12 protein-coding genes are annotated in these 14977 nt (G+C 47.4%); all 12 read left to right on the top strand.

What is annotated here, in order from left to right:
* Positions 1–3: 3 nt before the first annotated feature.
* The 12 genes from dnaG (at position 4) to HMPREF9141_RS07260 (ending at position 14733) form a co-directional block, all read left to right on the top strand.
* Positions 4–3978, top strand: a complete 3975-nt coding sequence (dnaG, locus tag HMPREF9141_RS07315) for a DNA primase (RefSeq protein ID WP_007367994.1) — start codon at positions 4–6, stop codon at positions 3976–3978.
* A 550-nt stretch (positions 3979–4528) separates the two neighbouring features.
* Complete coding sequence (locus HMPREF9141_RS07310; protein ID WP_007367993.1) at positions 4529–5056, top strand: hypothetical protein; 528 nt, start codon at positions 4529–4531, stop codon at positions 5054–5056.
* Between the two features lie 53 nt (positions 5057–5109).
* The gene (locus HMPREF9141_RS07305; protein ID WP_007367992.1) at positions 5110–5463 is read left to right on the top strand and encodes a hypothetical protein; all 354 of its coding nucleotides are present in this window, start codon (positions 5110–5112) and stop codon (positions 5461–5463) included.
* Between the two features lie 52 nt (positions 5464–5515).
* Complete coding sequence (locus HMPREF9141_RS07300; RefSeq protein ID WP_007367991.1) at positions 5516–6505, top strand: S49 family peptidase; 990 nt, start codon at positions 5516–5518, stop codon at positions 6503–6505.
* Between the two features lie 27 nt (positions 6506–6532).
* Positions 6533–8536, top strand: coding sequence for a hypothetical protein (locus HMPREF9141_RS07295; RefSeq protein ID WP_007367990.1), 2004 nt, complete (start codon positions 6533–6535; stop codon positions 8534–8536).
* Positions 8537–8647: 111 nt separating this feature from the next.
* Positions 8648–9649, top strand: a complete 1002-nt coding sequence (locus HMPREF9141_RS07290) for a hypothetical protein (RefSeq protein WP_007367989.1) — start codon at positions 8648–8650, stop codon at positions 9647–9649.
* A gap of 56 nt (positions 9650–9705) precedes the next feature.
* Positions 9706–10233, top strand: a complete 528-nt coding sequence (locus tag HMPREF9141_RS07285) for a hypothetical protein (protein ID WP_007367988.1) — start codon at positions 9706–9708, stop codon at positions 10231–10233.
* Positions 10234–10265: 32 nt separating this feature from the next.
* Complete coding sequence (locus HMPREF9141_RS07280; protein ID WP_007367987.1) at positions 10266–10685, top strand: hypothetical protein; 420 nt, start codon at positions 10266–10268, stop codon at positions 10683–10685.
* Positions 10682–12007, top strand: a complete 1326-nt coding sequence (locus HMPREF9141_RS07275; protein WP_007367986.1) for a DNA-methyltransferase — start codon at positions 10682–10684, stop codon at positions 12005–12007. The genes HMPREF9141_RS07280 and HMPREF9141_RS07275 overlap by 4 nt, the downstream gene beginning before the upstream one ends.
* Positions 11995–12324, top strand: a complete 330-nt coding sequence (locus HMPREF9141_RS07270) for a hypothetical protein (protein ID WP_007367985.1) — start codon at positions 11995–11997, stop codon at positions 12322–12324. The genes HMPREF9141_RS07275 and HMPREF9141_RS07270 overlap by 13 nt, the downstream gene beginning before the upstream one ends.
* Complete coding sequence (locus HMPREF9141_RS07265; protein ID WP_007367984.1) at positions 12321–12968, top strand: hypothetical protein; 648 nt, start codon at positions 12321–12323, stop codon at positions 12966–12968. Before HMPREF9141_RS07270 ends, HMPREF9141_RS07265 begins: the two co-directional genes overlap by 4 nt.
* Positions 12961–14733 (top strand): hypothetical protein, encoded by a 1773-nt coding sequence (locus tag HMPREF9141_RS07260; protein WP_007367983.1) that lies wholly within the window; start codon positions 12961–12963, stop codon positions 14731–14733. The genes HMPREF9141_RS07265 and HMPREF9141_RS07260 overlap by 8 nt, the downstream gene beginning before the upstream one ends.
* Positions 14734–14977: the final 244 nt, after the last annotated feature.

Raw genomic sequence — 14977 nt, 5'->3', positions numbered from 1 at the left:
ATTATGGTTGACAAGAATTTCATTGAAAAGGTCAAGTCGGCCTTAAACATTGTAAATGTAATAGAAACCTTTACGCACCTGCACAAGACGGGTGCGAATTACAAGGGTGTGTGCCCTTTTCACGACGACCATTCTCCTTCTATGGTCGTCAGTCCGTCAAGGCAGACCTACCACTGCTTCGTATGCGGAGCGAGTGGTGACGTAATCTCCTTCGTGCAGCACCATCTGAACCTCAGCTTTATGGAAGCCCTGCGCTGGTGTGCCGTGCAGGCCGGAATAGAATTTCCTGCAAAGGAACTCTCTCCGGAGGAGGAAGCCGCTTACAAGAAGAAGGAGGCGCAGCGTATCGCAATAGATGCCGCAGCGAAGTTCTTTCAGAAGAACCTTGCCCAGGCAGAGAGCTTTCTTGCTTCCCGTGGGTATAGCCTTTCAGACAAAGCACTGACCGACTTCGGCGTCGGCTATGCTCCCATGGGCAACCTCGCCCTTTCAGAACTTTCAAAAGCCGGATATTCACAAGAGCTATTGCAGGAAGTAGATGTACTGGGTAATAGCGAAGGTCGCTTATACGACAGGTTCCGTGACAGATTAATGTTCCCGTTCTATGATATGCAAGGCCATGTCATAGGTTTCTCCGGCCGGATCGTTACTCCAAGAGAGAGGACAGGCAAATATGTGAACACGGGTGAAACGCCACTGTTCACGAAAGGGAAACACATCTTCGGATTATACCAGGCACGCAAGAGCATAGGAAAGGAAGGCTTCGCGTATCTTGTCGAAGGTCAGTTTGACGTTATGTCTCTACATAAGGTTGGTGTAGAGAATGTAGTCGGTGGAAGCGGGACGGCATTCACCGATGACCAAGTAAAGCTGCTGCTTCGCTTCACAGATGATATCGTCATGATTTACGATGCCGACGCTGCCGGCATCAAGGCATCGCTGAAAAATTGTGAGCTGCTGCTGAAGGCCGGCGCAAAAGTACGCTGCATCCGTCTCGAGAAAGGCATGGATCCCGACGAGTTTGCAAAGGCGAACGGCAGTCTTACAGCAAAAAAGCTGAAGGGACTGACGGAACCTTTCCCCAAAGCATTCAAGCGTATGCTTCTTCCACGTGGTTGCAAGGATGAGACAGTTATCACAGACTGTTTGAATTCCATTTGTTCCCTCGTAGCGTGTGTACAGGATTCCGTTTTGCGCCTCGAATACGTCAAGTCCATTGCAGAAGACTTCAGAAGCAGGATTGGCATTATAGACAACAAGGTGCGAAGCATCCGTACCAGGCTGAAGGAATCATCCGTTCAGACAAACACGCAGACTGGTATCTTCGGTATCGATGCGCTGAAGGAGAATATCGAAAGCGACCGCCCTGCAATTATCACCTCTGTTATGCAGGATTTCCTCGACGGCTACGGCGAAGAACCCATCGTATTCGTGTCCGGTCGGCCGTCTGGCAATGACATTCAGGAACTACGACGTGTCTATTGCTACTTCGTCTCGTCAGAGACAGGTTGCAGCATCGCCGATGACGGAGACGAAAACAACTACCTGCATACTCTTGCAGAGATGTATCGTGCAGGTATCAAGATAGAAATGATCTTCAGCGATAGTACAGGTTCGTTCCTGGACTATTACATCGCATTGCACGGTAAGTTCCTCGAGAACTTCAATGGAGATCGTGTTCCTCTCGTCTCACGTTGTATCGAACTGACATCTTACGCTGACGACACCGTTATAACCATAAACAGAAATCATTACTGCTCTGTACTAAAGCTGACGAAGGGACAGTTTGACGAGATAAGAAAACCATTCGTTCTCAAGCGCAAGTCTGCGATGAAGGTCAGCATGCAGGCAGACAACCTCGAGGATGAAGAGTTTGACGTGAACGAGCCTCCAGACTATGTACAGGAGAACGAAGAGTACAGGAGGATGTGGAAAGAGTGCGGCTATTACCCGCGGCTCAACAAGAAGAGCGAACCGGTGTGCTATATGTTCCGCAATAAGAACGGCAACGGGATGACGCAGGTGGCCGACTTCTTCATGACTCCTCTGCTCCATATCTTTTCAGACGATTTCGAGCAGAACAAGCGTGTATTGCGCATCAACCGCAGATATTACGAGACACCGATATACATCGAGATCCCTTCCAAGGCCATGCTGAAGATGTCGTCGATAGAAGAAGTGCTCATCAACTACGAAGCGGTGAACTTCAATGGTGAGGAATGGCAGTGGAAGGCCATCAAGACCTATATGAGCCGGCATTTCGTTATGTGTTCAGAAGTCAAGACCTACGGTAATCAGCAGAGCGAGGGGATGAGCCGCAAGGCCGACGAGCAGTTCTTCGCATTCGCCAACGGCATATTCCACAACGTAGAGGGCGCATGGCGGTTTGACCCGGTCAATGAACTGGGTGTGGTCACGCACAACAAGAACAACTATTATCTCCCTGCTTTCTCAACCATCTACGCAGGAAGTGGGAAGCAATCAGATAAGTACGAACTGATAAGTCAGCTCGTATACAAGGAGGTTCCAGCTGAGAAGAAGGTAAGTTTCGAGAAATGGGCTTCGCTCATGAACCAGGTGTATAAGATTAACGATAATGGCAAGTGGGCTTTAGTCTTCGCTATCATGTGCGCCTTCAGAAGCAACATCCACTGTATCGATAGGCTCTTCACCGCCCCTTTCTTCATGGGTCCGATGTCGTCAGGTAAGACACAGATCGCTATATCCATCCGCTCGCTATTCATTTCGCCTAACATTCCTATCTTTAACCTTAATACTGGTACCGATGCCGCCATGGCCACCATCATGGGTATGTTCAAGGATGTTCCTGTCGTGCTTGACGAGTACAACAACAAGGATATCAGCGACACGAAATTCCAAGCACTGAAAGGTATCGTATATGACGGTGACGGCAAACAGAAACGGAAGGGGACTTCAGGAAGGGAAATAGAAAACGACAAGGTGTTCGCACCTGTCATCATCTGCGGCCAAGAGACGCCGCAGCGTGATGACAACGCCCTGATGAGTCGTGTAATCGTCTGTGAAGTACCGAAGCCTCGTAACCGCACACCGGAAGAGGTGCGCATCTTCGAAGAGCTGAAAACGATTGAAGACCCGAACAAGATCGGCTTGTCGAATGTCCTCCTTCAGATTCTTGAACTCCGGCCTATGTTCATGGATCACTTCCGCCATCTCAAGCAGGAGGCATACAATGAGCTGAAGCAAGATGTAATCAATTCCGGGGAAATGGACCGCCTGATGAAGACAGCTTCTTTGTTCCTCGGCACTGTGAAGCTGATAGAACAGTACTCCAGCCTCCGGCTGCCGTTCACCTACGCAGAGTTCTTCAAGATCGCACAGGAGAAGATCCGTTTCCAGCTTTCACTCATCCGGAGCACGGACAAGCTGGCCATGTTCTTCACGGCCGTCAACAACATGATTGATACCAAGCAGATAATCGAGGGCAGGGAATTCCTTATCGAGCAGCCCAAGAAAGTCACAGGTAAGGACTCACGTGGCGACTCCAAGACCTTCACCTTCGAAGCAGGTTCAAACATCATGTTCCTGCGCTTGAGTGCAGTATTCAGTATCTTTGACAGAAGCGGCTATAATAATGAAAACAGTACACTCTCAACCATCGAGCAGAATCTGCGCAGTCATGTTTCTTACATCGGTACTGTTTCTTCGAGAAGATTCACGTGGGAAGAAACAGTCGACGACGTCCGCTACGATGACAAGGTAACGATGGTTAAGATTCGCAAGCAGAAGAGCACATCTACCAGCGCAATCATCATAGACTACGACAAGTTTGTCGAGTCATACAACATAGACTACAGAAGAGAATATCCTGAAGACGGCAGTCAAGACAGCAGACCGGTCAAGACTGAAGCAACGAACACAACTGAAGAACCACAGAAAAAACCTCTTCCGCAAGATCTGCCATTTGAACCGGCAGACGGAAGTGCCGAACCTTTTTAATCAAGGTTTCGATTATTCCTCAAGCAGAGCCGTGCCAGTTCGGATGAATAGGCACGGCTCATTTTCATTTATCTAACTCACATTCTTTATCACTTTCCAAACCACATAAGGCGGCGAAAAATCCCCCGTACCCCCAATTTTCAGAAGAAACAAGGAAAACACGACTTTTGAAAAATAAATTTTCAGAAAAACACCGTCCTACAATCCTACAATCCTACAAATCGTTTTTCTTTTCAAACCTATAATATACATATATACCTATAAATCAAATAGTTATATTATTATTATAGGAAATAGGATTTTATTGTTTATTTGTAGGATTGTAGGACGTTGTAGGAAATAGGATTTTTCTTGTTTTTCTCTGTTTTGGATTCGTCGTCCTACAAAATATGTGTTTTTGTAGGATTGTAGGACGACAAAAAGAGGTGAAATAATAAAACTTTTGAGTGATAAAATGTTATTATCTCATTGATAATCTGTAACTTTGCATTAGTTAAGCCTGATTTTGTAGGAATGTAGGACGGTAGGACGCTAAAAACCGAAAAAAGATATGGAGAAAGAAAAATGGACTGCGAAACGAGTGGTGACAATCCGAATAGAACAGTATCTTGCAGAATATATATCTGCAAAATATTGTAAAAATGATGCTACTGGTGGCATTAAGATTCCATGCAATACAGATTTGTATTTCTGTGTCTGGGAAAACATGGCCAGACAGCGTAGCAACCAGCCGGATGTCTTAGACGGAAACCTCCGCATCCACCTCCCTTTCCGCAAGGCCGGGACAGCGTGCAGCCCTTGGAAAGACCCGGCCTATTACAACTACCTGTCCCCGGCAGCAGCCAAGGAGATAGAGATTCAGATACGAAGAATGTTCAACTTCGAACTGCACCGTGTTCTGCTGGAGAACGAGGAGTTCGGCCGGCGGCGCAGGAACCTCGATGTCATCTACGACTTCATCCATGCCTACCGGCTGAAGTCCATCTCCTCGGATGCTCTCTTGAAGAATTATTATCGCTTCCGCAACCGCCTCCGACCGAAGAAGACACGTAAGTATCAAAAAGTAGCAACTGATTAACGTTTTTTAATACATACCGAACTGCTATTTATGTCACTCAAAAGTTATATATTATGTTAGAGTTCTTAAACGCCATTCAGGTGAGCCTTGTAAATCCGGACGGGCACGGAAAGGGAAAAGTGTATGATTTCGTTGCAGACACCTTTTCGTATATTCCACAACTTACTGACAATGAAGCTGGTAATTATTGGAACTGCGACAAAACCATAGTAATAGACTTACCCGACGAGGAAACCCGTAGGACCTTCGCTGTAGAGAGAAGTGCCATCGTTACTGTCAAGACATCCGATAGGAAAACTCATAATATCGGCACATCCAATATTCCTGCACGAGTCCAGATTTCTTCAAATCTCACCTCCGCCAATCTCGTTATCAAGTGTAAAATGCTTACAGACCCTCTTTTGTAGGTCTTTTGCCTACACCTTATTATATAGTAAATTCGCATCAAAAATAATTTTGATGAAAGAATTACAGTCTCTACTCTCTTCGGGGAAACCCTTGTTTATTACCGTTGATGGATTCCGACAGGCTATGCTCACTGCGTTTCCACTCAACGGTAAAACGCAAGATAATCCCGAGGTAAAGGCTGCGTTCGGCATGACTAAAGCTGAAATGATAGCCTATCTTGATACCCATACCTGGTATCAGCTTGAATCTCATATCGCACTCTTGGATATTCTGAAGACAACAAACCAGGAGAATACCGCCCCTGTTACACTTACTGATGAGTTCAGTGATGAGCAGCTGCCTGACAACAGTATTGCCTATCACCGTGTGTTCGGTATCGTAATGGCCGACTCGTATTACTGGTTCTCAAGCAAGCAGCTCCAGTCAGACCTTCTTGCAGCCGAAGCCAACCCGCAGATCTCCTGTCACTTCCTGCACATCAATTCCCCCGGCGGTGAAGCGTGGTACCTCGACCGGCTCAGCGAAACACTGCGTAGCTGCGAGAAACCTATCCTCACCTTCTACGAACAGATGTGCTGTTCGGCCGGATATTACATCGGCTGTCACGGCCAGCGTATCTATGCAATGACACAGAACGATTATGTAGGCTGCATCGGTACTATGTGCAGCTTCTACGACTTTGAGCCTTACTTTGCAAAACTCGGCATCAAGAAAGTTGAAGCAAAGGCCACGAACTCTGATCTGAAGAATAAGGTGTTCGATGATCTTCGACATGGGAAGGATGCCAAGTTCGTGAAAGAGATACTCGACCCGATGAATGTGCAGTTCTTGGATGAAGTCCGTTCACAGCGGAGTAAACTCGCCGACCTACCTGATGACGCACCGGTGCTGCGTGGCGAGACCTTCTATACTCCTCAAGCCGTAGAAATAGGTCTTGCAGACGGCAGCAGAACGATGGTTGAAGCAATCTCAGAGGCTTCGACGATGGGTCGTGAATATACTGAAGCAAAGAAACTGGAGACTGCCATTTACAATATATAATGTGTTTACTTTAATTTTTTGTTATTTATGAGTTTAAAAGAAAAACTGACAAGTGTCATCGAGCTTCTCGGCTTCAAGCAGAAGTTCGCAGACAAAAGCCTTTCTCAGGATGAGTTCAACGCGCTCGTTGCAGAGTATCAGAAGAAGTACCAGAGTACGCTTGCTGATGATATCGCATCCGAACAGGCTGCAAAGAAAACTGCCCGGCAGGCGGAGGAGTTCCAGACCATGCTGAACACGATCCAATCCGTCCTTGCCGGCGGCGAGCCATCATCGACAGCTGACGATAACGGCACACAGCAGCCTGCACCGCAGGGCAACGCCACGCTTGAAGGCATCCTCGAAGGCATCAAGGGTATGCGTGCCGACATCCAGGCGATGGGCGCAAATCCTGCACCTGATGTTCCTGCACAGACGGTCAATGCTGTTCCTCTCAGTGTGAACGGTTTTGCCAACACGGCCGACTACCTCTTCGGCATCAAGCACTCTCTTTTCTCAATGAAAGACCGCTGGAACAAGATCGCTGCCAACCCACGTGCTGCAGCTGCACTGCCTGAAGTTGACGACCAGGTGGACGGTGTCGCTTTCTACAAAGCAGCCTGCAACTATGCCAAGTCGCTCAAGGACCGCTACCAGTATCTCCAGCAGAACAAAATGCTTGACGCTACTGCATTGGCTAAGGGAACTTACGCCACCAACTATGAAGGCGTGGACAACGCCGGTGTAGGCGACCAGTTCGTCGTACTCCGTCAGGATGCACTCATCGCACGTGTTTTGCAGGTGCGTGACCTTACTCAGTTCTTCCCAGTCGCATACGGCTATCAGGACCGTGGACTCGTTTTTAATGCCTTCTTCGATGAAGTGTCACAGGCTTACCAGTCTGGTGAAGTCTTCAAGGGCGGCATGAAGATTGAAAACCACATGGGCTATGTAGACGACGCCATGATCAAGATGGAATGGGGTCCGATGAAGGAACTCGAGCGTAAGTACATCGGCTATCTCAACAAGGAGGGTTCTGACCCTATCAAGTGGACAATGATTGAGTATCAGCTGCTCAACACTCTTCGTGCTGCACAGGTCGAGCAGAACAAACGCCGTATGCGTGGTATCTACGTGAAGCCTGATAAGGGCGTTGCAGGCAGCTACCTCAATGCAGCCACAGGCGTTCTATACACCCTGCTGCGCTATGTTCACCAGTACGACCTCAAGCCACACGATGAGAGCACCTACCGCACCTACACGCAGGCAACCTTCCTCGCTGCCGTTCAGGAGTTCATTGCAGATGTTCGTGCTTCAATCACTGAAGACATGGACCTCGACAACCACTTCATTTATTTGAACAAGAACCATCAGGCATGGTGGATTAAGAACGTTCGTTCTACCTATGGTAAGGACACAGACTTCGCTGGACCTATGGGTGCATTGAGCGTGGTACCAGACACTACGATGCGCATCATTTGGTTGCCTTATCTTGGTCAGACTCCATTCATGATGCTTCACGAGCCAGGTAACATTCAGTTCCTGGAGTATGTTCCGGGCGAGATGCTCTCTGTGAAGATGCAGGAGAACATGGAGCAGGTGCGCGCGTGGAGCGTGTGGAAGGAAGGTACTTCTGCTTCGTTCACTGGCAGGCGTTTCGCCACCAAGAAGGAGATGGACGACAACCACTATGAGTGGCAGCAGATCTTCATCAATCTTTTCGCTGCGACGATCACCGACAAAGTCGACGGAAACAACGGCTTCTGGCAAGTCACCGACAGCACCACGTCACAGACGACCTTCACCGACATCGAGAATGCGAAGGCAGGTGTGGCTTACTGCATTGAGTGCGGTGACAAGACGAAGCTGCCGAAGATCACCAAGTCCGGCAAGTTCGACAGCATCACCGATGCCTTCACCGCCACAGCCGTAGGCGACTACATCATGGTGATTCTCGGCAGCGACAACAAGTTCCGTGAGTTGGAGCGTTGCGTCGGCGGCAAGCGCACCATCAACAAGGAGTTGCAGCCGAATGTGCCGGGTGCTCGGTAGACGAATGATTAAGGGACTGGGAGGAGAGTCAAAGGGACGGAAAGCCTCGGTAACGGCTTGTCTTCCCGGTCCCTTTCTTTAAGAAAGTAATTATCATTAACAGAAAAAGAAATGAAAAAGCCCAATATTCAGAAACGCCACCGTGCGTACAATCCTATGAAGGGATTTAATTATGCCAACCGCCAGGCACGCAAAATGTTCATGGCAACGTTTGCCATCTTTGGTGTGCTCATGCTGTTGGCTGCGCTGATTGACCACTCTCTCGGTGCAGCAGCTGGTTCTGGTGTCACCCTTGCCTCTATGGCATTGCTCGGTCATCTTGATGATGTCTCAGACCGTGACACCCACGGCAGCGACATCTCTTATATTGTCTATCTCGTGGCTCTCGATCAGATCGACCGCACGAAGGAGTTTCCACAGCCGAATGCCAATCGTGAGGTGGCACCGATCCCGTTGAAGCCGAACGAGATTCCGCACTATTTCGAAGCACACGACATACCAACCTTCACAGGAACCACGGAGAAGGGCGACATCACCACCACAGGCGAGAACCAGTTTGTCATCATCATGGGTGGCGCACGTGTAAACCTCTATAACTTCATCGAAGAGTACTCGGGAGGAAAATTCATCATCTTCTTCAAGCACGTCAAGAAGAAGGAGTGGTACATCCTCGGCGAGCTGGAGCGTCCTGTCATCCTCTCTAACACGGAGACGAAGGACGACAAGGACGGACGTTACACCACTTTCACTTTCAAGCGCAGCTCTGTAGACCTGCCGCTCGTCTATACAGGCAATCCTGCGATCACAGCAGCTACCGCCATCGCAGCAGGTGCAACCGCCATCGCCATCACGGCAGGCAGCAACACCTACACGATTCCTAACGGAACATCGGCTGCCGCCGCCATCGCTACGGTCAGCGGACTCAGCAAGAGCGACAAGGGCAGGTACATCACGCTCATTGGTGCGGGTGCCGATAAGCCTGCCACCATCGCTGACGGTTCTACCTTCGTACTCGAAGAGGGTGCTACATGGACAGCGAAGACAGGTGCGTCTATCACCTTCCGTGTTCTTGACACCACAACACTTGTCGAGGTTTCAAGAACTGAAGCCTAACCGCTCACCCCTCCCTGACACGGGAGGGGAGTTATTCACCATTTTACTTTTACAATATGTACAGCGCAAAAGAGAAATTAACGCACTTCCATAAGTTGGTAAGCCCTACAGTTGTGGAAGCCGACCTTGCCCTGCTGCACGAGAAAGCACCACACCTTACCGATTTCACACGCTTCGACCTTGCTCCAGAGAAGAATCACGAGGAGATACTCTTCTTACTTCTCGACCATTGCGAGCACGACGAAATCGTACGTAATCGACGTGAGTTTGCTAATCAAACAGCCGACGAGGATAATGAGAACATCAACGCCAATAACTCTTCTGAAGATGGCGACGAGGACCCTGAAACACTCAACAGCAATGGAGATGAAAGCCCAGACGCTGACGGTGGCGAAGGCGACGAGGATCCATCAACAGAAGAGGGTGGCGAAAATTCATCTGAAGAAGGTTCTGAAGATAACGAGCTTACAGGGTCATCATCAGAGGATCCTGCTCTCCTTTCAGAAGATAAGGATGACGATTCTTCTAAGAAGGAGAAAGCGGAAGCAAATCCAAAAAAAAAGAAGATGAGTACCCGAGAATAGAATGGGATAACCTGCTTGATGCGGACGTTCAGATGGCGACTGTCATCTATAACGACCGCATCAACACTTGGCGAAAGATGAAGCAGCTCGACGAACTGCTGGAGACAAAGCCCACCGCACAGGCTGTTGCTGAAATGGCAGAACTGCGCATCCGCAATCTTCAAGCATTTGCCGAGCTGCAATCATTAAACGATACTGGTAAGTTCCTCTGCAAGCACCCGATACTCTTCGGACGCTCAGAGATAGCCCAGCTCATTAAGTTGCTTCGCTCCGACCCAGCCGAGTTCCTCCGTCAACACAAGAACGTTCTCGACAACATCAAGCGTTACAGATCGTATATCAAGCGCAAGGATCGTAAAGAGAAAAGAGGAGCTGATAAAAGGAACCTCGAAAGATATCAAGAAAAGGAGCGACTTTTCAAAATGGTTCTTGAACAGCATAACAAATCATGACAATGGAAAATTGCATAAAAGTTTTTAATTTGGGCGGTCTGCCGACTGCCCCGCTGGACTCTTTTATCGAACTTCAGGAAGACTTCAAAAAGCCTGATGCAGACAAACTGTCGAAGCTTCAGATGCTCATCATCACTCGTGGTTTCAAGTATTCATTCAAGGTATGGAAAGACCCTGACGGTAAACTGTGGATTATTGATGCACACCAACGAAGGAAGGCTCTCCTTGGACTTCGCTCCTATGGTTTCAAAATTCCTGAGATTCCCTACGAGGAAATCCAAGCATCTAATAAAAAAGAAGCTGTCGAAGAAATAGCGGCTTATAATTCAGAGTTCGCCCAGAAGAATCCTGATACTCTTCTATTCACGAAATATAATATCAGTAGCGATGACCTTGCAAAGTTCAATCTTGGTTATGAAGTGAAACAAAATGACTTCTCTATCGGGACTGATAAACTGTTTACTTCTGAGAGTGATACAACAGAGATACAAGAGGACGTCGTTGACACCCTTCCACAAGAGGATAATGATATCTTTGCTCGTCCAGGCGATGTTTTCAGACTTGGTGACAATAGATTGATGTGTGGAGATTGTCGCTCGAAAAAGGATATCGTTACCCTAATGAATGGACGAGTTGCAGATATGATTCTAACAGACCCTCCTTATAATGTTAATTACGAAGGTGGGGGAGACAGCAAGCTAAAGATTCAGAATGACTCTATGGAGAATGACTTGTTCCTTCGCTTCTTGCAGTCTGTATTTAATGTAATGTTTTCCATTGTCAAGGCTGGAGGTTCATTTTATGTTTTCCATGCAGACTCTGAAGGTGAGAATTTCCGTAGGGCTATTCGAGAAGCTGGATTCAAGATTGCACAGTGCTGTATTTGGGTCAAGGATTCTCTTGTGATGGGTCGGCAAGACTATCAATGGCAGCACGAACCATGCCTATACGGTTGGAAACCAGGTGCTGCTCATTTTTGGAACTCTGACAGAAAGCAGACTACAATTTGGAATTTCGATAAGCCAAAAGCTAATAGAATCCATCCGACCATGAAACCTATTGCACTGATGGCATATCCTATTACTAATAGTACGAAGAATGGTGATATTGTTGTCGATGTATTCTCGGGTTCTGGTTCTACTATAATGGCGTGTCAACAGACGGACCGCATTGGTTATGGTATGGAAATCGACCCGAAATATGTATCAGCAACTGTAAGAAGATTTATGTCAATGTTCCCGCAACAGCCTATTCTGTTAGAAAGAGATGGCGTAGTCTTATCGGCAGATGATACTAAAAAAATAATTCTATGTCAGAATTAGCAGAAAAAGAAATTCTTTCAGATGAGTATGTGAATCAAATCAGAACGTTCGGGGCGTTAAACTACACCTCCGAACGTATTTGTCAGCTGCTTGGCTTAAAAAAAGCCAAGCGAGAAGCATTGCTATACCGCATAACTATTCCTGGTGATGTGTATTACGAAGCTTACCTGCAAGGCCTCGCACTTGGAGAATACAACATAGACGCTGAACTTGCTAAGAAAGCAGAGAAAGGAGATAACGAATCTATAACTTTACTTGAAGAGCGTAAGAATGAGCGTGCTGAGAAAGACCTCCGCCAACAACTATTTGGTATATGAAAAGTGAAATTGAGAAGTTAGACTCCATCCACCCTGACCTTATATCTGCATTCTTGACGAATGGAGAATGTGACGGCATTCCCAAAGATGTAAAGCTGTTCTTGCAGCAGTTACAATGGTCTGCTGAAATATTCGAGCATGAACGTAACATAACAAGAGCAGCTAAGAAACTGAAGCTACGTATTAATGCAGAGCAACGAATAAAGATAGAGGAACGCACTTGCATGGCGAGAATCTATCAAGCAATCAACTACTTCCAAGTTGATTGCAATGTTCCTATAAAGGTTTGGGAAAGCAATTTTGCAAATAAGTATGAGGATCTTGCTAAACTCTGCGCCCTCAATCGCGATTATAAAGGTATGAAGTCGTGCTATGATGCAGCCCTTGAGTGCCGTCGCAGGTCTTCCGAGATAGCAGAAGCTGACAGGGATTTAGGAGTTCTCTTCTTGATTTCACCTGAACTAACTCCAGAGGAACTTGGCTTTTCCAAGAAGAGTCTCAAGGACATTGCAGCAAAGCACAATCAAGGTTTTTATGTCACGCTTATCGACTCGCTGCCTATCGAGCAGAAGGAGAAGAAGCGACTGCTGCGTGATGCGGACATACAGGAAGCTGAAATCGTGGAGGAGATACAGAATGACTGACGAACAGACAATGCAGAACGACGAACAACCAACAGCCGACTTTGAACACTATTACATGAACCGTGTTCAGCTGTTAGCGAACATCATCGACCCGAATATGCTCTATGCAGAATGGGCTCGTGCTACTGGTAAGACGGAGGGCGTTATCGTTCCCCGACTTATCCGTGTAACGAATGATATGCCTGGTGAACTCTCGTTCCTTGTGCATAAGACTTATGTTGCACTGATGACAAACGTCTGGCCTAACATTCAGGCATCGTTCTCTCGTCCTGTCATCGTGAATGGCAAGCAGCGAGCAATGTTGGAGTATGGTATCGACTATGTGGTGGGCGAAGCAAAGCTACCCTCACACTTCCGTCGACCACGCTACCCTATTGCCTACGCCAAGCACTCGGTCATCTTTCGCAATGGTGCGCACCTTCAGTTAGTATCTTCAGACCAGCCTGAGAGTGTCGCTGGTCGTAATGCCGTGCACGCTTTCGTCGAGGAGATGAAACACAACAGCGGAGAGAAACTAAAGTCACGACTCTTCCCTTCCCTCCGTGGTGGTTCAGCTGACATCCGTCGCTCTGCTTACTATGAAGGCGTAACAGGTGTGAGTGATACCGCACGTGTCGACCTTGGTGAGGACGATTGGTTTGAGGAATACGAAAACAAGATGGACCGACAACTCATCGAGGAGATAGCCAGTGTATCGCTCGCTATCAATCAGTCGCTCTACAAGCAGTTTATGCTTCAGCAGGAACTTCGTAATACGAAGAACCCAGTCACAATGGAGAAAATCAGACTGGAGAATGAACGCCTTAACGCCTTTGTTGCACGATGGAAACCACGATTAGCGGATATGCGAAGGAACGCAATCTACTATATCCGTGCTTCATCTTTCTGCAATAAGGACATTCTCGGTCCTAAGTTCTTCAAGACCCAGCTCGACACGCTCGACATGGATGAGTTCTTGACTGCTATCTGTGCTATTCGACACAAGGAGGTGACTAACAAGTTCTTCACCACCTACGACCACGAGCGACACCAGTTCAAAGACAGCTATATCTATGACCAGATACTGAAGCTGAACCTCAAGGACCACTTCACCCTGACCGCTCGCTATCTTCGTCACTACGATAAGCGTGAACCGCTCTACATTGGGTATGACCCTGGTAACTTCCAATCGCTCATTGTCGGACAGAAGAAAGATTATGGTAGTCGCTTCGACATCATCAAGGAGTTTTGGGCATACATACCCGATGACCAGCAGAACCTTGCACAGCAGGTGTATTCTTTCTTTGGTACTGATGCGGTAAACAAGATTATCCACCTTTATCCCGACCGTGCTGGTAACAAGACACGTGAGGAATTAGAGCAGATAACTACTGACTCACTGACGATGAAGGCAGCCTTAGAGAGTTACGGCTTTTCTGTTATTCTTTACAACGACGGTGCTCCTACCATCTACCACTGGCAGCAGTTCCGCCTTTGTCAGTTGCTCTTTGGTGAGAGGCTTCCTTTACTTCCGAAGGTACGCATTGATGAGAACGAATGCCCTAACCTTTGCAGTGCTATTCTTATCAGTCCGTTGAAAAAAACAAACGGTAAAATAGAACTCGACAAAGCATCAGAGAAGAAGGAGGAACTCAAGCGAAGACCAGGACTGACAACACAGCTTCCAAGTGCGATGATTTACCTTTTATATGGTCTTTATTCTGACCTAATCAAGAAGGAACTAAGCAGTTATCCCGATGATTTGCCCGAAAATCTCACTATTTAACGCCTGATAATGTAGCGGATATAATATAATAAGTGTCTGAAAATCGACAATAACGAGGGTTATTTGCAGAGGTCAAAAACTCACTTTATTGAAAGTCAACGGTTTACGTTTTGAAAACAAAAAACAAAATTAAATAAACAACGGAAATCACCACGCACCGCTGATTCGGCGTATTGAGGTGCAACCTCGCAAAAGGCGGGAAATATGACGGCAGGGGCTGTTCCTCCGTCCTTTGCGAAAGGAG

Origin of the sequence: Prevotella multiformis DSM 16608 (assembly GCF_000191065.1) — a bacterium.
Classification (GTDB): Bacteria; Bacteroidota; Bacteroidia; order Bacteroidales; family Bacteroidaceae; genus Prevotella; species Prevotella multiformis.
The sequence above is the reverse complement of the archived record's forward strand: the minus strand, read 5'-3'. Positions and strand labels throughout refer to the sequence as shown.

Bases quoted from the DNA above. Each gene is read 5' to 3' on its own strand.
- HMPREF9141_RS07290 (WP_007367989.1), top strand. From the start codon at position 8,648: ATGAAAAAGCCCAATATTCAGAAACGCCACCGTGCGTACAATCCTATG.
- HMPREF9141_RS07300 (WP_007367991.1), top strand. From the start codon at position 5,516: ATGAAAGAATTACAGTCTCTACTCTCTTCGGGGAAACCCTTGTTTATT.
- HMPREF9141_RS07280 (WP_007367987.1), top strand. From the start codon at position 10,266: ATGGCGACTGTCATCTATAACGACCGCATCAACACTTGGCGAAAGATG.
- HMPREF9141_RS07310 (WP_007367993.1), top strand. From the start codon at position 4,529: ATGGAGAAAGAAAAATGGACTGCGAAACGAGTGGTGACAATCCGAATA.
- HMPREF9141_RS07260 (WP_007367983.1), top strand. From the start codon at position 12,961: ATGACTGACGAACAGACAATGCAGAACGACGAACAACCAACAGCCGAC.
- HMPREF9141_RS07270 (WP_007367985.1), top strand. From the start codon at position 11,995: ATGTCAGAATTAGCAGAAAAAGAAATTCTTTCAGATGAGTATGTGAAT.
- dnaG (WP_007367994.1), top strand. From the start codon at position 4: ATGGTTGACAAGAATTTCATTGAAAAGGTCAAGTCGGCCTTAAACATT.
- HMPREF9141_RS07275 (WP_007367986.1), top strand. From the start codon at position 10,682: ATGACAATGGAAAATTGCATAAAAGTTTTTAATTTGGGCGGTCTGCCG.
- HMPREF9141_RS07305 (WP_007367992.1), top strand. From the start codon at position 5,110: ATGTTAGAGTTCTTAAACGCCATTCAGGTGAGCCTTGTAAATCCGGAC.
- HMPREF9141_RS07265 (WP_007367984.1), top strand. From the start codon at position 12,321: ATGAAAAGTGAAATTGAGAAGTTAGACTCCATCCACCCTGACCTTATA.
- HMPREF9141_RS07285 (WP_007367988.1), top strand. From the start codon at position 9,706: ATGTACAGCGCAAAAGAGAAATTAACGCACTTCCATAAGTTGGTAAGC.
- HMPREF9141_RS07295 (WP_007367990.1), top strand. From the start codon at position 6,533: ATGAGTTTAAAAGAAAAACTGACAAGTGTCATCGAGCTTCTCGGCTTC.